At 74.2% G+C, this 22,946-nt stretch carries 14 protein-coding genes; 7 read left to right on the top strand and 7 right to left on the bottom strand.

Translation table 11 applies throughout. The features are described 5' to 3' along the window. Positions 1-17 precede the first annotated feature (17 nt). From WMF20_RS16520 to WMF20_RS16505, 4 genes are all read left to right on the top strand, one after another. Positions 18-2,618 carry a hypothetical protein gene (locus tag WMF20_RS16520; protein WP_437614737.1) on the top strand — a complete coding sequence of 867 codons (2,601 nt, stop codon included), beginning with the start codon at positions 18-20 and terminating at the stop codon, positions 2,616-2,618. A gap of 503 nt (positions 2,619-3,121) precedes the next feature. Next, the gene (locus tag WMF20_RS16515) at positions 3,122-4,477 is read left to right on the top strand and encodes a hypothetical protein (protein WP_437614735.1); all 1,356 of its coding nucleotides are present in this window, start codon (positions 3,122-3,124) and stop codon (positions 4,475-4,477) included. Positions 4,478-4,629: 152 nt separating this feature from the next. Next, positions 4,630-6,324: a L,D-transpeptidase gene (locus tag WMF20_RS16510; protein ID WP_437614733.1), complete on the top strand. Its 1,695-nt coding sequence runs from the start codon at positions 4,630-4,632 to the stop codon at positions 6,322-6,324. 214 nt (positions 6,325-6,538) lie between these two features. Next, a complete protein-coding gene (locus tag WMF20_RS16505) occupies positions 6,539-7,840 on the top strand; it encodes a UDP-glucose dehydrogenase family protein (RefSeq protein ID WP_129575270.1) in 1,302 nt (433 codons plus the stop codon). A 49-nt stretch (positions 7,841-7,889) separates the two neighbouring features. Here WMF20_RS16505 and WMF20_RS16500 read toward each other — a convergent pair whose 3' ends face one another. The 6 genes from WMF20_RS16500 to WMF20_RS16475 form a co-directional block, all read right to left on the bottom strand. Then, complete coding sequence (locus WMF20_RS16500; protein WP_129575269.1) at positions 7,890-9,440, bottom strand: sigma-54-dependent transcriptional regulator; 1,551 nt, start codon at positions 9,438-9,440, stop codon at positions 7,890-7,892. After that, positions 9,437-11,680, bottom strand: coding sequence for an ATP-binding protein (locus WMF20_RS16495; protein WP_437614732.1), 2,244 nt, complete (start codon positions 11,678-11,680; stop codon positions 9,437-9,439). Before WMF20_RS16495 ends, WMF20_RS16500 begins: the two co-directional genes overlap by 4 nt. Before the next feature lie 300 nt (positions 11,681-11,980). Next, the gene (locus WMF20_RS16490) at positions 11,981-14,122 is read right to left on the bottom strand and encodes a S8/S53 family peptidase (RefSeq protein WP_437614731.1); all 2,142 of its coding nucleotides are present in this window, start codon (positions 14,120-14,122) and stop codon (positions 11,981-11,983) included. Further along, a complete protein-coding gene (locus tag WMF20_RS16485; protein WP_437614729.1) occupies positions 14,119-15,231 on the bottom strand; it encodes a hypothetical protein in 1,113 nt (370 codons plus the stop codon). The genes WMF20_RS16490 and WMF20_RS16485 overlap by 4 nt, the downstream gene beginning before the upstream one ends. 162 nt (positions 15,232-15,393) lie before the next feature. Next, positions 15,394-15,702 (bottom strand): hypothetical protein, encoded by a 309-nt coding sequence (locus tag WMF20_RS16480; RefSeq protein ID WP_129575265.1) that lies wholly within the window; start codon positions 15,700-15,702, stop codon positions 15,394-15,396. A 311-nt stretch (positions 15,703-16,013) separates the two neighbouring features. After that, positions 16,014-17,486 (bottom strand): DUF4178 domain-containing protein, encoded by a 1,473-nt coding sequence (locus WMF20_RS16475; RefSeq protein ID WP_437614726.1) that lies wholly within the window; start codon positions 17,484-17,486, stop codon positions 16,014-16,016. A 133-nt stretch (positions 17,487-17,619) separates the two neighbouring features. Between WMF20_RS16475 and WMF20_RS16470 the strand changes: the two genes are divergently transcribed. The 3 genes from WMF20_RS16470 (at position 17,620) to WMF20_RS16460 (ending at position 21,988) form a co-directional block, all read left to right on the top strand. After that, complete coding sequence (locus tag WMF20_RS16470) at positions 17,620-19,248, top strand: polyamine aminopropyltransferase (RefSeq protein ID WP_437614723.1); 1,629 nt, start codon at positions 17,620-17,622, stop codon at positions 19,246-19,248. A gap of 4 nt (positions 19,249-19,252) precedes the next feature. Further along, positions 19,253-20,893: an FAD-dependent oxidoreductase gene (locus tag WMF20_RS16465; RefSeq protein ID WP_437614721.1), complete on the top strand. Its 1,641-nt coding sequence runs from the start codon at positions 19,253-19,255 to the stop codon at positions 20,891-20,893. Positions 20,894-21,169: 276 nt separating this feature from the next. Then, a complete protein-coding gene (locus tag WMF20_RS16460; protein WP_020735368.1) occupies positions 21,170-21,988 on the top strand; it encodes a PP2C family protein-serine/threonine phosphatase in 819 nt (272 codons plus the stop codon). Positions 21,989-22,178: 190 nt separating this feature from the next. Here WMF20_RS16460 and WMF20_RS16455 read toward each other — a convergent pair whose 3' ends face one another. Beyond that, positions 22,179-22,946, bottom strand: coding sequence for an MBL fold metallo-hydrolase (locus tag WMF20_RS16455; RefSeq protein ID WP_129575261.1), 768 nt, complete (start codon positions 22,944-22,946; stop codon positions 22,179-22,181).

Genomic DNA, 22,946 nt, shown 5'->3' with positions numbered 1-22,946 from the left:
CGGAGCGGGAGACGGCGATGGAAGACGGCTTCTTCGGGCGCAGCCAATCCGCGGCCTTCGACGCGATCCGCGCCTGGCACGGCGGAGGCAGCGCCGGCGCCTGCGTCGTGTACGGGCCGGCCGGCGCCGGCAAGGGCGCGGTGCTCGACCGCTTCTTCGGCTCGCTCGACGGGTCCGGCGCGCAGCGCGTCCTCGTCCGCGGCGGCCGGGCGGCCGGCGCGCCGTTCGAGCAGGAGGTGCTGGCGCGGCTCGCGGACGGCCTCTGGCCCGACGACGCGCCGCACGCCGAGGATCGCCAGGGGCTCTGCGAGCTCCTCGCGAACGAGATCGCGAACCGGGACGCCGAGGACGGCGAGCCGGCGCTCCTCCTCGGCCTGGTCGGCCCGGACGCGTGCGCCGACTGGCCCGAGGAGCGCGAGCGGTCGGTGCTGGGCGAGCTCGGCCCTTCCGTGCGCGTGCTGGTCTCGGTGTCGGCTCCCAGGGAGGCGGCCGAGCGGTGGGCAGAGCGGCTCGCCCTCGACGTCTCCACGATCGCCTGGGTGCCCGTGAGCGGCTTCCGGCTGGTCGAGATCGACGCCCCTCTGCGCGATCGGCTGGCCTGGGCGGCGATCGACGGCCCGGGGCCGGCCGCGGCCGTCGAGGCGGCGATGGGCGCGCTCCGCGAGGGCGGGGCGGCGCGGCTGGAGGCGCTGCTGTCGATCCTGGCGCGCGCGTTCGCGCCGCTCGATCTCGGGGACGCGGCGGCGCTCCTCGGCGAGGAAGAGGCGGAGCTCGCCGCCGCGCTCGACGCGCGCCGCGCGGTGCTCGATCCGGTGATCGCGTGGGAAGAGCGCTGGAGCGCGCTCCGGTTCCGGCACGAGGCCCTGCGCGCGGCCTGGGTGGCCGCGAGCGAGGACGGCGCCGCCCTCTGCGAGCGGCGGTTCGTGGAGGCCGCCCGGGCGCTGCTCGGCGCCCGCGCGCGGGCGAGCGGCCGCCCCCCCGAGGGCCGCGCCGCCGGCTACCTCCGTCGGTACGCGGGCGATCATCTGCGCACATCCGGCGCGCCGCCCGCCGATCTCCTCGCGCTCTGCGATCCGCGCTGGGCGTGGCCGTCCTCGCTCGGGGACCTCGCCGCGCGCCGGGCAGAGCTGCGGCGCCTCCGGCGCTCGGTCGCCGCGCCGCTGACGGCCGCCGGCGAGCCGCCGACGGCCGCCGGCGCGGGCGAGGCCCTGGCGGAGCCGGTGCCCCGCCTGGTAAGCGTCGCGCTCGCGCAAGGCGCGCTCGGCACGCTGCACCGCGCAGGCGATCCGCGGGACGCCCGGCCCGGCGACGTGGCGCGCGGCGACGCCGAGCGGGCGCTCGCCGTCGCGCTCCTCGCGCTCTCGGCGCGCGCCTCGGGGCGGCCCGGCGAGGACATCGCGGCGAGGGCGCGCGAGCTCGTGCGGCGGCGCGGAGCCGCCTGGCGCGGCGAGCCCTGGGGCGATGCGCGGGCGCTGCTCGCGGCGGCGCGCGCCAGCTCGGGCGACGATGCCGCGAGCTTCGCGCGCTGGGCGGTATCGGCCACCTTGCGCGACGAGCAAGGGCCCAGCCTGCCGGTGTGGCTCGCTGCGGCCCGATTCCTTCCGCCGTCCGAGGCCGAGGCGCTGGTCGCGGAGGCCGTCGAGCGCGCGCGCTCGGATGCGCGACCGGGCCACGCGCTCGCGCAGCTCGCCGCGGCGCCGCCGCTGGACCCCGGCCAGGCGCGCTCGCTCCTTCGCGCGGCGATGGATCTTCCGCCGGGATCGCGCGCCAACGCGCTGGCGCCGCTCGTGCGGGCGCTGCACGAGGAGGAGCGCTCGCGCGGCGTGTCCGCGCTCTTCGACGCCTTGCTCGCCGGCGCGGGCGCGGACGGCGAGCCGATCGACGCCCCGTCGTGCACCGAGGCGCTCGCCCCCTTCCTCGGTCTGCCCGAGATCTCGAAGCTGCTGGACGACCCGATGACCGGCATGGGCGCGCCGCTCGCCGTGCGGCTCGCGGAGCTCGGCGAGACCGCGCGCGCGCTCGACGTCATCGAACAGCTCTGCGGCGCTGGGGTCCACGGCGCGGGGCCGCTGCTGCGCGCCGCCGCCACCCGGGGGGGTCGTCCGCTCGTCCACGCGGCGCGCGAGGCGGTGGCGTCGCTCCAGCCGGCGTGGGCTGCGGCCGCGCTGGTGGCCGACCATGCGGCCCAGGCGATCGATGCGCTGGGGCTCGACGCCTCGGTCGAGATCGCCGAGCGCGGTGGGAGCTCGGGGCAGGCGCGCATCGCGGCCCTCGCGGCGCTTTGCTGCGCCGCCCCCGCGCCGTCGCGGCCGACGCTCGCCGCTCGCGCCGTCGCGGCCTACCGCGAGAGCGGGGACACGGACGGGCTGGAGACGGTGATCCGCTGCGCTGACTGGATGTCGCCTCACGACGCAGCGTGGCTGTTCGCCAGGAGCCTCGGCGACGCTGCCGGCTCGGTCACGCTGGCATCGACCCTGAGCGGCTGGGGAGGCGTGGAGATGCTCGCGCCGCTTGTGGCGCGGATCGGCGGCGACGGCGCGCTCGCCGCCGTGGCGGATGCCCTGCACGGAGCGGACGCATGGCTCGCGTGGATGGAATCCGGCGACGGGAGCGACTAACGCATCGCGTTGCACGCAGACGGGTCGCGACCTGCCCGCGCCCCCTCGCGAGGGGGGTCGGGTCGATCCGAAACCGAACCGGAGCGCCTCCGGAGCCCGCTCCGGCACGTCGCGACCTACCGCGAGCCCTTCCGAGGGGGGTCGGCTCGATCCGAAACCGAACCGGAGCGCCTCCGGAGCCCGCTCCGGCACGTCGCGACCTACCGCGACCCCTTCCGAGGGGGGTCGGCTCGATCTGAAACCGAACCGGAGGGCCTCCGAAGCCCGCTCCGCCATGTCGCGACCTGCCCGCGACCCCTCCCGAGGGGGGTCGGCTCGATTCACGACCTTGCCGGAGGGCCTCCAAAGCCCGCGCGGGCACGTCGCGACGTGCCCGCGGCCATCCCGAGGGGGTGCGGCTAGGTCGAGACCCTGCCGGAGGACCTCCGAAGCTCGCTCCGTCCCGGTTCGGATGGTCCTGGCCGCCTTGCGGGCTCGCCGATGGCTCAGTTAGAGGGTCGACGATGATCAAGCCCCTGGCGTGGCTGGCCTGCTCTCCCCTCGTCCTCGCCGCCGCCGGCTGCGGCGCGGAGGCCGGCGATACGACCCGAGCCACGTTTCCCGAGTACACGCATCCCTTGTCCGAAGGGGAGAGCGCCTGTGGGCGAGCCGACTTCGAGGAGCTGTTTCCCTTCTCGATCCGCTCCGCGACGCTCCCCGTGCTCGTCCATTACTACCGGGAAGAGGAGCGCGACACCGCCCGCCAGGTCCTCGCGTTCGTCGAGAAGGGGTGGGACTACCACGTGAATCGGATCGGCATGCGCCCGCCGCTCACGGATGCAGGAGAGTGCGGGCCCGACGACGCGTTCGACGTGCTCGTGTGGAGAGGCCACCGCAGCTGCCTCGTCGACGTCCTCGGCGACGAGCCGTCGACCTCCTGGAACGACTGGCACGCTTTCATGATCGTCGACCCGTGGGGGCCTTACGGCGGCCCCGATCTGGAGGAGACCGTCGTGCACGAGATGGCGCACGCGTCGCAGGCCGCCGACGACTGGAACGAGAGCCCCGTCCTCTTCGAGATGTCGGCCAGCTTCCTCGACCAGATCTACATGGATCGCTACGCGGACGAGGGCCTGGACGATTTTCAGCGGCACCCGGACCGGGCGATCGACCGCGACGACGGTTACGAGACGTGGGCCATGTACGGCTCGTCCATGGTCCTCCTGTACCTCAAAGATCGGTTCTTCGACGGCGATCCGACGTTCGTCTCCCGCATGTGGCTCGACGCGCGCAACCCTCGCGGCGCCGAGGGCGCGCTGGATCGCAACGAGCCCGACTTCGTCGATTCGCTCGACGACATGCTGCGCGAGGTGGCGGACACCAGCTATATCGAGGTCGTCCCCGAGCTCGCGCGCTGGCGCTGGTACACCGGCGATCACGTCGACGACCGGCACTTCCGTCACTTCGCGGGGGGCCTCGAGAACCTCGAGGCGGCCAGGCTGACGCTGGCGGCCCAGGTCGAGGCCGCGCCGGGCAGGATCGACATCCGCGAGGGCGCGCCGATGATGCTCGGCACCAGCTATATCGAGCTGTCGGCCGGCGCGGACGCCGCGCGGTCGGTCTGCGTATCCCTCGAAGCGCCCGACGACGCGGGGCGCCGCTTCGTCGTCCAGGCCGTGCCCGGGCTCACGCCCGATTCCGACGGCGCGCTCCTCGACCTCTCGTCCGGCCCCGCACCCCTGGAGCTCGCGGCGGACGGGCAGCGAACGCTCGTCGTGACCGTCCTGCCCACGGGCCCTTACGACCCCGACACCCGAGGAGAAGAGCGGTATCCCTTCACGGTGCTCCTCCATCCAGGGAGCGGCGGCTGCTCCGGATGAGCGAGAGCATGCTGTCTGTCGGATCGAGCGCCCGCTGGCCTCCGGCGCCGCGCTCGGCGCCACGGCGGGATGGAAGCTCACGAGATGACGCCCCCGCCGGCGCGCCGAAAACTGGCCCTCCTCCCCCTCTCGTGCATTACCGTCGCCCCGCCATGGACACGCCGCCCCGAACGCGCCCCGCAGCACCGCGCGCGGCGCGCCGCCCTGCGCTCGCCTTCTTCGCCCTCGCCGCGCTCCTCTCGGGCTGCGGCCAGTCCCGGTCCGGGAGCACCCCCGACTCGCCGGCCGAGGCCAACGGCGGCGCCGCCAAGGAGGCCGCCGCAGAGGGCCCCGCCCCCGCCGCCTCCGCTGCCTCCGCCGCCTCCCCTGCCCCGGCCGAGGACGAGCCCCCGCCCGGCCAGCCCCAAGGCCCGCCCATCGTCTCGCTGAGCGGCGTCGCCACCCCGCCCCCGCCGCCCGCCGAGGGCAGCCCGCGGCTCGCGAGCGTCGCGATGCTCACCCGCGTCTACGCCCGGCCCAGCACCGGCGCCAAGCGCGTCGGCTTCCTCCGCGCCGGCGCGGTCGTCGAGATGGATCCCGAGCCCGCCGGCACCGACGGCTGCCCCGGCGGCTTCCGCAAGATCAAGCCGTACGGCTACGTCTGCCTCGGCCCCGACGCGACGCTCGACCTGAACCACGAGATCGTCCGCGCCGCGGCCCGCCGCCCCGACGTCACCCACAAGCTCCCGTACATGTACGGCACCGTCACCCGCGGCGGCCCCGCCTACGCGCGCATCCCGACGCAGGACGACCTCGCGCGCTACGAGCCGAGCCTCAAGAAGCACCTCGATCGCTGGGCCAAGGACGAGGAGAGCGGCGCCACCTACGGCCTCGACGTGTGGCTCAAATGGAGCAACGAGCCGGCCCCGCCCGCGCTCGACGCCCTCGCGCAGCGCATCACCGATCGCGAGATCCCGTGGTTCCTGCGCGACGGCCGGAAGGCGCCCAACCTCTCCGGCCTCATCAAGTCCGACGACGCCGTGAAGATCGACGAGGTCTCGCGGCGCAACGGCATGGCCTTCATCGAGTCGTTCCTCCACGAGGGCCGGCGCTACAACGTCACCACCGACCTGCGCGTCGTCCCCGCCGATCGGTTCCGCCCCATCCGCGGGTCCGACTTCCACGGCGTCGAGATCGGCAAGGACGTCGACTTCCCGTTCGCGCTCGTGCGCCGCTCCGGCGGCAAGCGGTGGCGCGTGGAGGGAAAGAAGCTCGTCGACGCCGGAGAGCTCGAGTGGCGCGCCGCGGTGCCCCTCACCGGCAAGCAGCAGTTCTTCGGCGGCAAGCTGCACTACGAGACCAAGGACGGCGACTGGATCGACGATCGCCACGCCGGCCGCATCGACCCCGCCAAGAAGATGCCCGCCTGGGGCAAGAACGGCGAGAAGTGGCTCGACGTCAACATCACGAAGCAGGTGCTCGTCGCCTACGAGGGCACGAAGCCGGTCTACGCGACCCTGATCTCGAGCGGCGAGGCGGGGCTCGAGGACCACGCGTCGAGCACCGCGACAAAGCGCGGGATCTTCCGCATCCACACGAAGTACATCTCCATCACGATGGACTCGGACGCCGTCGGCGAGGAGTTCGAGCTGCGCGACGTCCCCTACGTGCAGTACTTCGAGGAGGGGTACGCGCTGCACGGCGCCTATTGGCACGACAAGTTCGGCCGGCCCAAGAGCCACGGCTGCATCAACCTGTCTCCGGAGGACGCCCGCCGCCTCTTCTTCTGGACCGAGCCGGCCGTCCCGCCGGGATGGCACGGCGCGGCGCGCTCGCTGACCGGAACGGTGGTGTTCGTGCACCCCTGAGCCACGCGCCCCTCGAGCGTCGAGCGCGCGGTCGCGCGCGCGCCCGAGCGTAGGCTCTGCCCTCGGAGGGACGCGCTCGAGGAGCGCGGCTGGCGAGGCCCGCGCCCGGCCCCGCCGCGGGCGCGGGCCTGAGGAGCGGGACCGATCGATCCGGGATCACACTTCGGGCTCCTCCTGGCTCGAACAGCCGCAGAGTCGTGGTAGCGTCCCGCGCATGCAGCTTGCGGTCGTGGGAACAGGGTATGTCGGCCTCGTGGCCGGCGCAGGCTTCGCGGACTTCGGGAACGACGTCGCGTGCGTCGACGTGTCCGCCGCCAAGATCGAGATGCTGAAGCGCGGAGAGATGCCGATCTACGAGCCCGGCCTCGACGTGCTCATCGCCAAGAACACGCGGGACGGCAGGCTCCGGTTCTCCACCGACGTCGCCGGCGCCATCCGCGACGCGGAGATCGTCTTCATCGCCGTCGGGACGCCGCAGGCCGACGACGGCTCCGCCGACCTCTCCGCCGTCGAGGCCGTCGGCGAGACGATCGGCAAGAACCTGAACAACTTCAAGGTGATCGCCACGAAGAGCACGGTCCCGGTCGGGACCGCGGATCGGCTCAAGCAGATCATCGGCGGGCTCACCACCCAGGCGTTCGCCGTCGCGTCGAACCCGGAGTTCCTCAAGGAGGGCGACGCGGTGAACGACTTCATGAAGCCCGACCGCGTGATCATCGGCTCGGACGACCCGAAGGCGCGCGAGATCCTGCGCCACCTCTACAACCCGTTCGTGCGGGCGAGCGACCGCATCCAGCTCATGGACGCCCGCTCGGCCGAGCTCACCAAGTACGCCGCCAACTCCCTGCTCGCGTCGCGCATCTCGTTCATGAACGACCTGGCGGTGCTCGCGGAGAAGCTCGGCGCGGACATCGAGCTCGTGCGCAAGGGCGTCGGGGCCGACCCGCGCATCGGCACGAAGTTCCTCTTCGCGGGCCCGGGGTTCGGCGGGTCGTGCTTCCCCAAGGATCTCTCGGCCATCCTCTACACCGCGAGCGCGGTGGGGCACGACCTGGAGATCGTCCGGGCGACGGAGCGGATCAACGCGCGGCAGAAGCGGCTGCTCGGGAGCAAGGTGAGCGCCCACTTCGACGGCGCGCTCAAGGGCAAGACGATCGCGGTCTGGGGGCTCGCGTTCAAGCCGCAGACCGACGACATCCGCGAGGCGCCCGCGCTCACGCTGATCGACCAGCTGCTCGAGGCGGGCGCGACGGTCCAGGCGCACGATCCGCAGGCGATGCCGAACGTGCGCGCCATCTACGGCAACCGCATCCTCCTGAGCGACGGCATGTACGGCGCGGCCGAGGGCGCGGACGCGCTGGTCGTCGTCACCGAGTGGCACGAGTACCGGCGCCCCGACTTCCACCGGCTGAAGCGCATCCTGAGCTCCCCGACGCTCTTCGACGGGCGCAACGTCTGGGAGCCCGACGAGCTCCGCGGCATGGGGTTCGTCTACACCGGCATCGGCAGGAAGTAGCGCGCCGCCCGGCGCGGCTCAGCCGTCGCCAGCGCCGCCCGGGCGCGGCTCAGCCGTCGCCCGCATCCGACGACGGCAGCGAGAGCCGCCGGCTGCTCGGCGGCTCCTCGCCCAGGTACCGCGGCGCGTTCGCGGGCGAGAGGCGCCGGCTGCTCGGCGGCTCCTCGCCGAGGTACCGCGGCGCGTTCACGGGCGTGACCCGCCGGCTGCTCGGCGGCTCCTCGCCGGTGTGCCGGTCCCAGCGCCGCTCGAGCATCTTCCGATCGACGCCGATGAGCCGCGCCGCGGCCGCCTTGTTGCCGCCGCAGCTCTCGATCGCGTGGTGCAGCACCGCGCGCTCGATCACGCGGAGCTTCGACCCGAGCCGCTCGGGCAGCGCGAGCAGCGCGCGCGCCAGCCGGTCGATCTCCGCCGTGGCGTCCACGATCGGCCGCTCGCGCGCGAGCTCCTCGAGCGTCGGGACGTCGATGAGATCGTCGTCCGCGAGCAGCCCCAGCCGCTCGACGACGTTCCGGAGCTCCCGCACGTTGCCGGGCCAGGGCCGCCGGACGAGCCACGCGATCGCGTCGTCGGTGTAGCGGAGCTTGCGCGGGAGCTCCGCGCTGAAGGCGAGCAAGAGCTCGATGAGATCCGCGTCGCGCTCGGCGAGCGACGGGACGTGCACCGTGACGACGTTGAGCCGGTAGAAGAGATCCTCGCGGAAGCGCCCCTCGCTGATGCGCTTCTCCAGGTCGACGTGGGTCGCCGCGAGGACGCGGGCGCGCAGCGGGATCTCCGACTCGGCGCCGAGCGGGCGGAAGCGGCGATCCTCGAGCACGCGGAGGAGCTTCGCCTGGAGCTCGCCGGGCATCTCGGCGATCTCGTCGAGCAGGATCGTGCCCGCGCCCGCGAGCTCGAGCTGGCCGCGGATGCGCTTCTCGGCGCCGGTGAAGGCGCCGCGCTCGTGCCCGAAGATGAGCGACTCGATGAGCGTCCCCGGCAGCGCCGAGCAGTTGACGGCCACGAACGGCTCGCCGCGGCGCGAGCTCATCTCGTGCAGCGCGCGGGCGACCATCTCCTTGCCGCTGCCGGTCTCGCCGCGGATGAGCACGGTCTTGCTCGACTCGGCGACCCGCTCGACGATCCGCCGCACGCGCTCCATCGCCGCGGACGAGCCGAGCAGCGCCTTCGTCCCGAACGTGCGATCGACCCGCTCGCGCAGCCGCACCACCTCGCCCTTGAGGAGCAGCCGCTCGCGCTGCCCCTCGATGATCGGCAGGAGCATCTCCGGGCAGAGCTCGTCCTTCAGCACGTAGTCCTGCGCGCCGAGCCGCATGGCCTCCCGGATCTCGGACAGCTCGCTGACCGAGGTGACCATCACCGCCGGCGTGCTCCGCCCCGAGGCGCGCACCCGCCGCAGGATCTCCAGGCCGCCGCGGTCGCGCGGATCGTCCGAGAGGCGCACGTCGAGGAGCAGGAGGTCCGGCGCGCTCCGCTCCACCGCCGCCATCGCGTCGTCGAGGCCGACCGCCTCCAACACCTCGACCTCGTCGAGCGCGGCCAGGATCTGCCGGAGCGTGCGGCGGCCGCTCCGCTGATCATCGACGACCAGGATCTTCACGCGACCTCGTCCTCTGCAGTCATGGTGACGTCGGCGGCCGGGATCGCGATCACGAACCGCGTCCTGCCGTCGCGCCGCTCCGGGTTGATCGACCACCCGTGGGCGCGGACGATGCGGTGCGTGATGGCGAGCCCGAGCCCGGTCCCGCGCGGCTTCGTCGTGTACCAGGGCGCGAAGATCCGCGAAGCGTCTCCGGCGAAGCCCGGCCCCGTGTCCCACACGACGAGCTCGGCGCCGCCCTCCGAGGGCTCCCAGGTGACCCCGACCGTCCCCTTGTCGCCGGCGGCGTCGAGGCCGTTCGAGAGGAGGTTGACGAGCACCTGCGTGGCCTGATCCGGGTCGCAGCTGAGCCGCGGCGCCGCGCTCACGCGCGCCTCGATCCGCCGCTTGCCGAGCTGATCGCGCAGGAGCATCTCCGCCCGGCTCACGAGCTCCTCGACCGCGAGGCGGCGGCGCTCGAGCTTCCTGTGCGTCACCCGGCGCAGGCCCATCACGAGCCGCTCGAGGCGCTCGACCTCCTCGCAGCCGATCTCGACCTCCTCGGCGTCCAGGCTCTGGTTGCTCGAGCCGCGCTTGAACACCGAGCGGAAGAAGTTGATCGGGTAGCGCACCTCGTGGGTGATCTCGGCCGCGAGCGTCTCGATGAGCGCCGCGCGCTCGTCCCGCCAGGCCGCGGCCTGCTCGCGCCGCCGCCGCTCCAGCTCGGCGTAGCTGTGCGCGTGCGCGAGGGCGAGCGCGGCCTGGTTGCCGATGGTGCGGAGCAGATCGAGGTCTTCGCTCGTGAACAGGGCGCCGCCGCGCTTCTTGCCCACCTCGAGGACGCCGAGCAGCCGGCCGCGGAACATGACCGTGAGCGAGAGCTCGCTCGCGCTCGCCGGCGGCGGATCGATCCCGATGAGCCGCTCGCCGCTCGCCTCGGCGCCGCGCGGCTCCTGCTCGCCGGGGGCGTCGGCGGCGTCGACCGCGATGCGGCGGAAGGTGACGCGCTCGCAGGACAGCCAGCGCGCCACCGTGCGCTCGACCGCGTCGGCGACCTCGTCGGGACCGGCGACGAGGGTCAGCTCCTCGCTGAGCTGCTCGACGGTGGGCTTGTACTCGGCGCGCGCCGGGAAGAGCTTCCGGTCGCCGGCGCCGAGCGCGAACACGACCAGCGCGGCGCTGACGATCGCGGCGGGCGCGGCGACCTTGATCGCGCCGAGCAGCGGGAGGCCGGCGTACCCCGCGCAGGCGGAGCAGACGATCACCGTGAGCGCGACCATCATGCCCGCGATGATGACCCGCGTGAGCGGGCGCGACAGGAGCGCGCGGCTGCCCCAGAGGTCGTAGCGGATGAACGCGACCACGCTGGAGACGGGCGTGAGGGCGAGCGCCGGGATCGCGAACCACGCGAGCGCCGACCCCGCGACCCCGAGCATGGCCAAGAGGAACCCGACCGCGATCACGACGTGCGGCGGCGCCATGGCGAGGAGCAGCGCGCGCAGCGTGCGGCGGCGGTCCCCCTCCGCCGCGGCGAAGCGGAGGATCAGCGTGATCGCGAAGAAGAGGAACGAGGCGACGACCAGGGTCGCGCAGACGCCCCGGAGCCCGACGGTGGTCCAGCCCATGGCGTGCGAGGCGAGCATGCCGGCGGCGAGCAGGCCGCCGAGCCCATGCGCGATCCGCGCGCAGGCGGGGTAGCGCGCGATGAGCGCGACGTCGTCCGGCAGCCGCAGCGCCAGGGTGAAGAAGCTCATCGGGACGAGCGCGTAGGCGACGTGGAAGAACGGGACGAGGTCGCGCGAGCTGTGGTAGTCGAAGATCGAGAACTGGAAGAGCGCGGTGAACAGCGCGGCCGTCGCGAACGCGCCCGCGAGCTTGCCGCGCGGGCTCGCGCTGAGGGCGATGAGCGCGGCGCCCACGTAGAGCGAGGCGACGACCATCAGCCCGCCGGCGTAGAACCACCACGCGAGCGGATCGAAGGGGACGAGGGAGAGCTCGACGTCGCGCACCCCCTCGCCCGTCTCGACGCGGGCGCGCACCGAGCGCTGCCCCTCGCGCGCCGCCTGCTCGATCGCGGCGTCCCAGGTGCTGGCGCGGTAGCGCCCCTCCGTGCTCTCGAGGTGCCAGCCGTTGACCTCGACGACGCGATCGGGGAACCGGAGGCCCTTCTGGAAGCCCTCCCAGGAAGGCAGGCCCAGGCTCGAGACCACGCCGTCCGGGTCGACGAGGACGCCCGGGAACGGGCGCTCGTACCAGCTCACGGCGCTCCTGATCCCGGAGCCGCCCAGTACGAGCGCCGCGAAGACGACCGCCGCAAGGAGCCAACGCCGATTCTCGATAGCTGGCATCGGGAGACTCGACGGCGCGTAAATTGCGCCACGAGCCACCCACGATACGCTGGAACCCCGGGTGAACCAACGGGGCTCACGCGCCGGACGGCACACCGCGCGGCGATCGCCCGCGCCCCCGGCGGGCCCGGCGGCGCCGTTACGCGATTTTCATTACGTTTTCACGCGTCGATGAGAGGGGGATCACGCCGCGCCGCGGGTGCGGGAGCGCGCTCAGGCCGCGCCCTGGCGCGCGCGGCGCTCCGCGGCGTCCGCGAACACGGCGTCGGCCAGCTCGCCGAAGCGCGACTCGACGGCCTGGACCGCGGCGGCGTCGGTCGCCGAGCGCTCGAGGTCGTCGAGCAGGGCCGCGACCTCGTCGCGCACGCGCGGCGGCGCCTGGCGGCTCGCGGCGAGGCCGCGGACGAGGACCGAGAGCTGCCGCAGCACGACGCCCGCGCCGTGGGCGCGCCGGCGGGCGTCGTCGCCCGCGGTGAGGCGGGCGTGGCGCGCGAGCGCGCAGACGCCGTGGCAGAGGCTCGGGTCGGCGAGCAGCGCCCGGACGGCCCAGCGCGCGAGGCGGCGCGAGTACAGGCCGCGGGCGAGCGGGCCCGCGGCGCGGGCGTCGTGCCAGGCGCGCGCGGCGCGGTCCTCGCCGATGAGCACCAGCGCGAGCGCGACGGGGTCGCCGGCGGCGAGGCAGGCGCGGCCCGCGTCGATGCGGCCGTAGCCGTGCTTGGCGTTGTGGCTGTCGCGATCGCGCCCGTCGGGGAAGAGGTCCCACGGGTCGGCGATCGGCTCGGCCGACGCGGGCGCCGCGGGGGGCACCGGCGCGAGCGTGCGCAGGACCAGGGCGTCGAGCTCGGGCAGGCGCAGCGCGGGGTTGCGCGACAGGACGAGGAGCAGGACGCCCGCGGCGAGGGCCGAGGCCCCGCTCGACTCGGCGTGGCAGAGCCGCTCGGACAGCGGCGCGGCGCCGGATTCGGGCGCGGCGCCGGAGGCGCCGGAGGCGGGCGCCGCGCCGGAGGCGCCGGAGGCGGGCGCCGCGCCGGAGGCGCCGGAGGCGGGCGACGCGCCGGATTCGGGCGCCGCGCCGGAGGCGCTGGAGGCGGGCGCCGCGCCGGATTCGGGCGCCGCGCCGGAGGCGGGCGCCGCGCCGGACGCCGGCGGCAGCGGGCAGGTGAGATCGTCGCCGGGCGCGAGCCATCGCACCGCCGGGCCGCGGTTGGCGAAGGGGCGGCTGCGCCCCCGGCGATCCCGCCAGAGGAACCACCCCTCGCCGCGGGCGCCCGGGCCGACGCAGAACACCCGCGGGTCGCTCGCGGGCTCGCCGAACCCGAGCGAGAAGCTCGCGTGCAGCGACGCGGGGGGGCTCGAGGCCTCGCGACCGGTGGGGAACACGACCGGGCAGCCCCGGCCGCGGCGCCCGAGGCGGGCGGCGAACTCGAGCGCGTCGTCCAGCATGGGCGTCGTCGAGCCCTCGACGTACGCGGCGCAGACCACGACGTCGGCGCCGTCGCTGACGGCCTGGACGATCGCGACCGGGAGGGCCAGGACGCACGAGCCCGGCTTCGGGATCAGGTAGAGCCGCGGCGACGCGTCCGGCGCGACGCCGCGGAAGCCGCCGGGGCGGCGGGATCCGACGGCCCAGGCGACCATGAACGAGCCGTGCGCCTGGCTGCGCGGCGGGTGCTCGAGCATGACGAGCACCTCGCGGTCGAGGCCGAGCTCGTCGGCCGCCCAGGCGTCGTCGTCGATGACCCCGAGGCGCATCCCCGCGCCGCTCCCGCAGCGGCGGCGGTCGACCCCGATCCCGCCCTCCTCGTCGCGGAGGAACCAGCGGCCGGGCGTGACGGGATCCTCCTCGAACGACGCGCCGCGGGCGGTCCACCCGTCGGGGCGCGCCGCGGCGCCCGCGGCCGCGTCGAAGCGCGGCGCCACGGCGGCGCTCGGGCGCCGGGCCGACGCGACGTAGCGCACCGGGAGCGCCGCGGCCGAGAGCGCGGCGGCGACCTCGGCGCGCCGCCCGCGCTCGGGCGACCGGACGCGGACCCAGAAGATGGGCGGCCGCTCGATGACCCGCTCGATCTCGACCGCGGACCAGCGCGCCGAGAGCGCCGCGGCCACGTCGCCGGAGGCCGCGGCGCAGCGCAGGGCCACGACGAGGTCGAGGGGACCGCCGTCGTCGTCGCCCGCGGCGGTGGGCACCGGGGCGTAGCCGAAGTCCCACGGCGGGCGCGGCGGGCGCGCCCTGGGCGAGGCGGTCGACGCGGGGGGCGGCGCGCTCGGGCGGCCGCGCGCCGGGCGAGCGCGCGCGGGCCCCTCCTCCGGAGCGCCCGCTCCCCCCCGCGAGGCCGCGCCGCGGCCCCGGCTCATGCCAGCACGGCCTTGGCCCAGGCGTTGAGCGCGTGGGCGCGGTTGGCGAAGCCCGGGCTCTCGGCCTCGCAGCGCGCGAGTTCCTGCGCGTGCGTCTCCCTCGCCGCCGCCCAGGCGGCGACGCGGCGGGCGCCGAGGGCGGCGGCGCGCCGGCGCGCGGCGCGGAAGCACCGGCGCTCGCCGTCGAGCATCGCCGCGAGCACGCCCGACTCGAGGACCATGCGGCGCACGGGGACGAGCGACGAGGCCGCGCTGGAGGCCGGCGGCTCGCTCTTCGCCCGCGGCGTCGCGGCGATGCCCCAGGGCGGCGTGCCGAGCGGCCCGTACGCGATCGCGCCGCGGTGGTACGACCCGGACGCGCGGTCCTGATCGCGCGCGCCCGTGGACGTCGCGTCGGGCTCCCCCTCCGCCCGCGATCGGAGCTCCGAGGCCAGGACGACGGCCCAGGCGCCGCCTCGCTGGTGGTCGTCCTGCCAGTCCATGACGTCGTCGTGGAGCTGCAGGCCGAGCCACACCGACGAGAGCAGCCGCGCGAGCACCTCGCGCTGCGCGGCGGTCCAGCCCGCGGCGTGCGCCAGGGCGATCGACGCCGGGAAGCCGACGCTCTGCTTGCCGAGGGAGAGCGCGTAGTAGCGGCTGAAGCCGGTGGGCTCGCCGCTCGCGAGGAGGCTGCGCTCGGTCTCGATGGCGAGCAGCGTCGCCTCGTCGGCGCGGGCGAAGTCGATGGCCGGGTCTTCGACGCCGGGCGCGACGCGGCGCAGCGCCTCGTCGCGCGCCCGCCGCGCGTGGGCCAGGATGGCCTCGAGCTGCCAGGTCGGCCGGACCTGCGCGTCCTGGATGCGGTCGGTGCCGAACGCCTCGATGACGGCGAGGAGGTGCGCGAGGAGGGCGTCCTGCACGGTGGCCCCGCGGACCCCGGGCATGGCCTCGGCGAGCAGCGCGGGCGCGGCCAGGGTGATCTCGTTGCGGAACACGGCGCTCCAGGGCACGTCGCGCGACGGGGCCAGGCCGAGCGTGTAGGCCAGCCCCTGCGCCTCGGCGTGGAGCATCCCCGGGAGGGTCCGCCAGAACGCCGTGTAGAGCTCGTCCACCCAGAGCGCTTCATCCATGGGCGGGCACCTCCGTGGCCGGGCGCCGCGCGCGCGGCCCGGCGCTCGCGGCCGAGGCGCGGCGCGAGCGCCGGGCGCCGGGAGATGGGACCGGGGCGGAGCCCCGCCGGTGGGACGTACGCCGATGGCGGTGCAACCCCGCCTGTCGCCTGCGCCGCAGCATCAATAAATGTTCGACTCCTTCCAGGGCGACAGGCACACGTTGATGCGCTCCTCGACCACGATCGCGCGCCACTGGAGCACCTGGGCGGCGCTCAGCCCGTCGAAGAAGCCGCCGATCCAGGAGCGGATGCGGCTGTTGAGCTGCGCGCGGACCCTTGCGGCGTCCACCGGCTCCTCGTCGGCCTCGGGCGTGACGACGTAGAGGGAGAGCAGCTGCTTGAACTCGTCGAAGTGCTCCTGGTTCCGGAGCAGGGAGATGTACAGCGCACGCAGCTGTGCGTGCGGGTCGACCGAATTCACGGTTTGCATGGGCCTCCGTCACCGGTCCGCGCCGGCTTCGGACGGCACATTGCACGTCATGGGCCGCCGCAGGCCAGCGTGTAAACCATTGAAATCATTCGATCGCGGGGAGCGGCCGGAGGCGACCGATACCCGAAACTGACCATCACCTGCCCGGATTCGACCGTTTCCTACGACGTGAGGCCGCTCTCTCCGCGGTGGTGGACATAGAGATGTCCAGCCCCGTGCGCGCCCGATTCGGCACCACCCGGGACCCTGCCATTCCCGACCCCGCGACGGCCCTTAATTCAGATTCAGCCGAATCTGGCAGTAAAGCTGGATCACTTCCCGCCCCCGAAGCTCGGGCTGCCTCCCCCGGTCGGAACGAAGATGACGCCGCCGCCGCCCCCACCACAGTCGCTGAGCGCGATGAGGATGAGGAGGACGATGATCAGGACGACGACGAGGACGATCACCGAGCCGGCGCTCAGGCCCGTCCCGCCGCCGAGCCCGGGTTTCGGCGGGGGCGGCAGGTGGAAGGCGGCGGCGAGCTCCGGGCCAGGCAACGGTGAGCAGAACGACACGCTGACCTCGGTCGGGGCCTGCTCGATGCTGATCTTGCCGCCTTCGCCCTGGTACTCGGTGGCTTGCACCCCCTCGCCGATCTCCACCTTCCAGTAGAATTCGCCGATGACGTATTCCACCTCGGCGTGGACGCTCTGTTTGAGCGCGTACGTCCTCCCCTGGTAGCTCGCGGTCGATCCCATCGGCTGGACCTCGCCGGGCGACAGCGGCGTCACGAGCTGCCAGGCGCCGTCCTCTTCCATCAGCCACAGGTAGCCGACGCTCGGGCCGCCGTAGAGCAGGTACTCCCGCCAGCGGTAACGCTCGCCTTCCACCGTGCAGCCGCGGATGACGAAGCCGATGCAGAGCACGCGCATGCCGCGGAGCTGGCCCTCGGCGCCGAGCGGGACGTACGGCTCCATGGGCGGCCGGGGCACCTGGCCGAGGGCGACGAGGGCGCCGTTCGTCAGGTCGCTCGCCGTGCCGCAGTAGCGGCAGACGATGCGCTCCGCGGTCCCCGGGGCGGCGAGCGGGAGGTTGCCGCCGCAGTTCGGGCAGGCGAGGGCCGTCACCTGCGCGGCGGGCCGCTCCACGGGCGCGCCGGCGTCGAGCTGCATCACGGCCGGGTCGATCTGCCGGCCGAGGTAGAGCTTCGGCGGGAGGGTCCGCCCGTCGCCGTAGTCGAGGGTCCCGAACTCGCCCCGCGGCCCGGCGATGTCGACGAAGCCGGTCACCACCCCCGGCGCGGCGACGTACGGCATCTCCCCCTCGGCCGAGATCACCCGCCGGCGGCCGACCTCGACGACGGTGAACACGCCGTGCCCCTCGAGGTGGACGCGGCCGCCGGGCTGGAGAGAGGCCCACGGGGGCAGCCCGTTCAGCGGGAGCGGCGCCTCGGTGGTCGCGTACCAGCGCCCCTGGGCATAGGCGACCCACGTCCAGCGGCCGCTGGCCGGGAAGGCGATGAAGATCTCCTGCCAGGGCGCGCCCGGCGCGCCGGCGCGATCGAGCTGCACGCGGCCGTCGACCACGAACGGCTCGTTGCCCCAGCGCCCCGTGACCCCGACCTGGAGGGGCGTCGGGATCTCGACGAGGTCCGCGACGCGCCCGACGGCCCGGAGATCCCGGTCGGTGCGGGCGACCACGAACTTGCAGTGCTTGCACACCTGCGCCATCGCGCCCGCGAAGCGAAACGTGATCGGCGCGCCGCACGAGGGGCACGCGGCTGCTCGGTCGAAGGGCGTGCTCACGCGAGCACCATACTAGAAGCGCCGGCCAGGGAAGAGGAAGCGTTTCAAGGCCGCCTCCGCGCCGCGCGCGCGTCGATTCAATCCGCGCGCGAGCCGGCTGTGATCCCGCACGAGCGGTGGTAGGACCGCGCCGATGCCGGCCACCGAGGAGAGCTCGACGAGCGCGCTGGGCGCCCCGCGCGAGGACGCCGGGGCGAGCTCCACTGCGGCGCAGCCCCTGCGCCCCTCTGCGGCGCAGCCGCTGCCCCGCCTCGTGCACCCCGCGCTCCTCGCGAGCGTGTTCGTCATCGCCACGTCGGGGCTCATCTACGAGCTCATCACCGGCACGCTCGCGAGCTACGTCCTCGGCGACTCGGTGACGCAGTTCAGCTTCGTCATCGGCCTCTACCTGTTCGCGATGGGGATCGGCTCGTACCTCTCGCAGTACATCGAGGGCCGCCTCCTCGAGCGCTTCGTCGAGATCGAGCTCGGCCTCGCGCTCGTCGGCGGGCTCTCCGCGCCGATGCTCTTCCGCGTGTACACCGCGCTCGGGGCGTTCCGCGCGCTGCTCTACGCGCTCGTGCTGCTCATCGGCGTGCTCGTCGGCCTCGAGATCCCGCTGCTCATCCGGCTGCTCAACTTCTCCCTGGATCTCAAGCGGCTCGTCGCGCGCGTGCTCACGCTCGATTACATCGGCGCCCTCGCCGCGAGCCTGCTCTTCCCGTCGCTCCTCCTGCCGCGCCTCGGGATCCACCAGACGAGCCTGTTCTTCGGCCTGCTCAACGCGGCGGTCGCGCTCACGAGCACGTTCCTCTTCCCGCTGGAGCGCTCGGTCGTCGTCCGGCTGCGGGCGCTCTGCGTGGTCGTGATGGCGGGGCTCGGCGTCGCCTTCGCGCTCGTCTCGCGGTTCGTCGAGCGCGCGGAGGCGCTCTACTTCGGCGCGCCCATCGTCTACGCGGCGCAGTCGCCGTACCAGCGCCTCGTCATCACGCGGAGCCCGCGCACGACGCGCCTCTTCCTGAACGGCAACCTCCAGTTCTCGTCCGACGACGAGCACCGGTACCACGAGGTGCTCGTGCACCCGGCCGTCGCCGCCCTGGGCCGCGATCCGCGGCGCGCGCTGATCCTCGGCGGCGGCGACGGCCTCGCCGCGCGCGAGCTGCTCCGCTACCCGTCGATCGAGCAGATCCTGCTCGTCGACCTCGACGCCGCCGTCACCGGCGCCTTCCGCGACCTGCCGCTCGCCGCCGAGCTGAACGGGGGCGCGCTCCGCGATCCGCGCGTCGCCGTCCGCAACGAGGACGCGTTCAAGTACCTCGAGGAGTCGACCGAGTCGTTCGATCTCGCGGTCGTCGACTTCCCCGATCCGGGCAACTACGCCGTCGGCAAGCTCTACACCGACGCCTTCTACCACCTGCTCCGGCAGCGGATCTCGGTGCGCGGGCTCGCCGTGATCCAGGCGACGTCGCCGCACTACGCGCGCGAGTCGTTCTGGTGCGTCGTGACGACGCTCGAGGCGGCCGGCTTCAAGGCCGCGCCGCTGCACGTCTACGTGCCGAGCTTCGGCGAGTGGGGGTTCATCCTGGCGGGCGGCGAGGGGCTCGCCGCGCCCGGCGCCCTGCGGATCGACGCGTCGAAGCTCCGCTACCTCGACTCGAGCGGCCTGCCGGAGCTCTTCCGGTTCCCGCGCGATCTCGGCCGCGTCGAGGCGCCGGTCAACCGGCTGAACGACCAGAAGCTCGTCTCCGTGTACACGCGCGAGTGGGCGGAGTGGACGCGGTGATCCGGTGAACCGCCGCGGCTTCCTCAGCTCCGTGGCCGCCGGCTGGCTCGTGCACACGGCCGCGCCGGGGCGGGCGCCGCTCGCCGGCGAGATCGTCGGCGCGGCCCACGGCGCGGGCCACCTGCTCCGCGGCGGCGCGCCGCGCGCCTCGCCGTCCGGCCCGGCCGAGCGCGCGGACGTCGTCATCGTCGGCGGCGGCGTGAGCGGCCTGTCGGCCGCGTGGCGGCTCGCCGACGCCGGGCTCGATCTGCGGGTCCTCGAGCTCGAGCCGCGGCCCGGCGGCACGAGCGCGTGGGGCGAGGACGGCGTCGTGCCCTACCCGTGGGGCGCGCACTACCTCGCCGCGCCGAACGTCGAGGCGCGGGCGACGCTGCGGCTGCTCGAGCAGATGGGCGTCGTCACCGGGTGGGACGCGGCCGGCCGCCCCACGTTCGATCCGCGGCGGCTCTGCCACGCGCCGGGCGAGCGGCTGTTCTACGAGGGCGCCTGGCACGCCGGCCTCGCGCCGGTCGACGCGCTGCCGGCCGACGCGCTCGAGGAGCTCGAGCGGTTCCACGCGCTCGAGGAGGAGCTCACCGAGCTCCGCGGCAGCGACGGGCGCGCGGCGTTCCAGATCCCGCTCGATCGCTCGTCGCGCGATCCGGAGCTGCTCGCGCTCGACCGGATGAGCATGGCGGCCTGGCTCGATCGCGAGGGGTACCGCACGCCGTTTTTGCGCTGGTACGTGCGCTACGCGATGCTCGACGACTTCGGCGGCGAGCCCGAGGAGATCTCGGCCTGGGCGGGGCTGCACTACTTCGCGGGGCGCAAGGTGCGCACCCCGGAGCTCGCGGGCAGCCACTACCTGATCTGGCCCGAGGGCAACGGGCGCCTCGTGAAGGCGCTGCTCGAGCGCGCGGCGCCGCGCGTGTCGCTGGGCGCGCTCGTCACGTCGGTGCGCCCGCGGCCGGGCGGCCGCGTGGAGGTCGACTACGTCGACGTGCAGCGCGGCGAGGCCCGCCGCGTCGAGGCGCGCGCCGCGATCCTCGCGGCGCCGGCGTTCGTCGCGCGCCGCATCTTCGCGGGGGGCGCGGCGGGCGAGCTGCCGGCGCGCGCCGCGTCGGCGTGGCTCGTCGCGAACCTGCACGTCGAGCGGCCCCTCGATCCCAATCACGCGTGGGATTCCGTCCTCTACGGCGCGGAGGGGCTCGGCTACGTGGACGCGCGCCACCAGCTCACCGATCTCGCCGCGGGCGCGACGCAGCGCTCGCGCCTGGAGGCGCCGATGCAGCGCACGGTGCTGACCTACTACCGCGCGTACGGCGGGCCCGACGTCGCCGGCGCGCGCGCGGCGCTGCTCGGCGCGCCGTGGGCGTCGCTCGCCGAGGGCGTGCTGCGCGATCTCGCGCCGGCGCACCCGCACCTGCGCGACGACGTGAGCCGGATGGACGTCATGATCTGGGGCCACGCGATGCCGCGCCCGCGCCCGGGCTTCCTCGGCCCGCGGCCGTTCGAGCCGGTCTGCGCGCTCGACGAGCGCGTCGCCTGGGCGCACGTCGATCAGCCCGGGATGGCGCTCTTCGAGGAGGCGCATGCGTCCGGCGTGCGCGCCGCCGAGACGATCGCGGCCGCGCTCGGGCTCGCGATCGGCGAGAGCTGGCTCTGAGCTCGCGCGCCTGAGCGAAAGCGCGCGGCGCGGGCGCGCTTTGGCGCGCTTTCGCGGCGAGCGGCGCCGCTCGGCGGGGAACCCCACGTCCCCTCTCATCTTTCAAGAGCAAAGTGCGTCCGGCGGGCGGGCGCCTCCGGGAGGGTCCGCCGCCCCCGCCGCCGGCCGCTTCTGCCCCGCGTGGAGCCGCCGCGGTGGGAGATCCGGCCCAGGATTTCAGCTTTGCCCTCGCCTTGAACTTGCGCTGCCCCCCGGCTCCGCGTCTACTCTCTGCCCATGTTGCGGACCCGGTTTGCCGGGATGACGGATACCGGGCTCCTCCGGGACCACAATGAGGACAACCTCCTCGTCAGCGAGGAGTACCGTGTCGTGGCCGTGGCGGATGGAATGGGCGGACACCGCTCGGGCGACGTCGCGAGCCAGCTTGCTGTGAGCACCCTCTCGGACTTCCTGTCCGTGACGGTGGGGAGGGACGCCACCTGGCCGTTCCCCGCCGATCCGAACCTCACCGAGGAGGAGAACTACGTCGTCACCGGCCTCCGGCTGGCGAACCGACGCATCTTCGATCGCTCGCTGAAGACGCTCGCCGACTTCGGCATGGGCACGACGATCGTGGCGGCGATGTTCTCCAAGGACGCCGAGCACGTGACCGTGGGCCACGTGGGCGACAGCCGCTGCTATCGCCTGCGCGACAGCCAGATCACGCAGCTCACCCGCGATCACTCGCTCGTCAGCGACGCGGCGCACATGGCGCCGTGGATGACCGAGGAGGAGGTCCGGCAGCTGCCCGCCAACGTCATCACGCGCGCGCTCGGCATCCGCGAGGACGTCCTCGTCGATCTCGTGACGGACGAGACACGCCACGGTGACGTCTACCTCCTCTGCTCCGACGGCCTGTCCGGCCTCGTGAGCGACGATCAGATCCTCGAGCTCGTGATGTCGAGCGGCTCGCTGGACGCGGCGTGCAAGGCGCTCATCGATCGGGCGAACTACTTCGGCGGCACCGACAACATCACGGTCGTCCTCGCCCGCGTCGAGGAGGTCCCCGACGGCAAGCGCGCCTTCGTCGACGAGCCCACCCAGGAGAGCCGCTAGCCCCTCGCCGATCGCCCGCCCCCTGCTCCAGGAGAGCCCGGGACGGCGAGCGCGGGCGACGCGGCGCAGGCCCACGGCGCCCGGTGGCAGGCGCGCCAGGTAGCGCCTGGCGCGCCGGCGCTAGCCGACGGTAGCCGCGCCAGTTAGCGCCTGGCGCGCGCGCCGGCGCTAGCGGGCGGCTGGCGCGCCGCTACAGGACGAAGTGATCCATGAGCTGAAGGACCTCCAGGTTCAGCCCCTTCAGCGCGGCGCACTCTCGCTCCACCTCGGCCTGGAAGACGGGCTTGATGTGGTAGAGCATCGTCGGCAGATCCTTCGGCGCGCGGAACTTCTGGAGCTCGACGGCGAGCGTCTGCGGCGTGTGGTGGCCGCTCACGGTCGCGAGCCGCTGCTCCCGATCGGGGAAGCTGACCTCCATCAGCAGCGCGCGGAGGTCTTGCTGCTGGTTCAGCACCTCCCAGAGCCGCTCGGTCGGCCCGGTGTCGCCGCTGTACGCGATCGCGCCGCCGCTCCCCTCGATCACGAACGCCGACGCGTCGATCGTGTGCGTCACGTGGACCGCGCGCACGAGCCGCCCGGCGACCATCGTGGGGCGCTCCGGCTTGAGCTCGAGGTACTCGATGGTCGGCTGCGCGGCGGTCGGGATCGCCGCGAAATCGGGCCACAGCACGTTGTTGAAGAAATGCTTCTTCAGCGTGCGCAGCGTCTCGCGCGTGCCCGCGATCACGAGCGGCGGGCACCCGAGCTGGCAGCGGTTGTCCGCGATCGTGGCCAGATCGCGGATGTGGTCGAGGTGCGCGTGGCTCACGAGGCACGCCTCGATCTTCGCCTGCTCCTTCACCTCGAGCCCGCTGGTCAGCGAGCCCGCGTCGATCGCGAGGACGTCGTCCACGACGAACGCGCACGTGCGATGCCGGGGGGTCTCCCCGCCGTGGCAGCCGATGACACGCAGCTCCAC

The organism is Sorangium sp. So ce834 (assembly GCF_051521425.1).
In the GTDB taxonomy this organism is placed as follows: domain Bacteria; phylum Myxococcota_A; class Polyangia; order Polyangiales; family Polyangiaceae; genus Sorangium; species Sorangium cellulosum_D.
The sequence above is the reverse complement of the archived record's forward strand: the minus strand, read 5'-3'. Positions and strand labels throughout refer to the sequence as shown.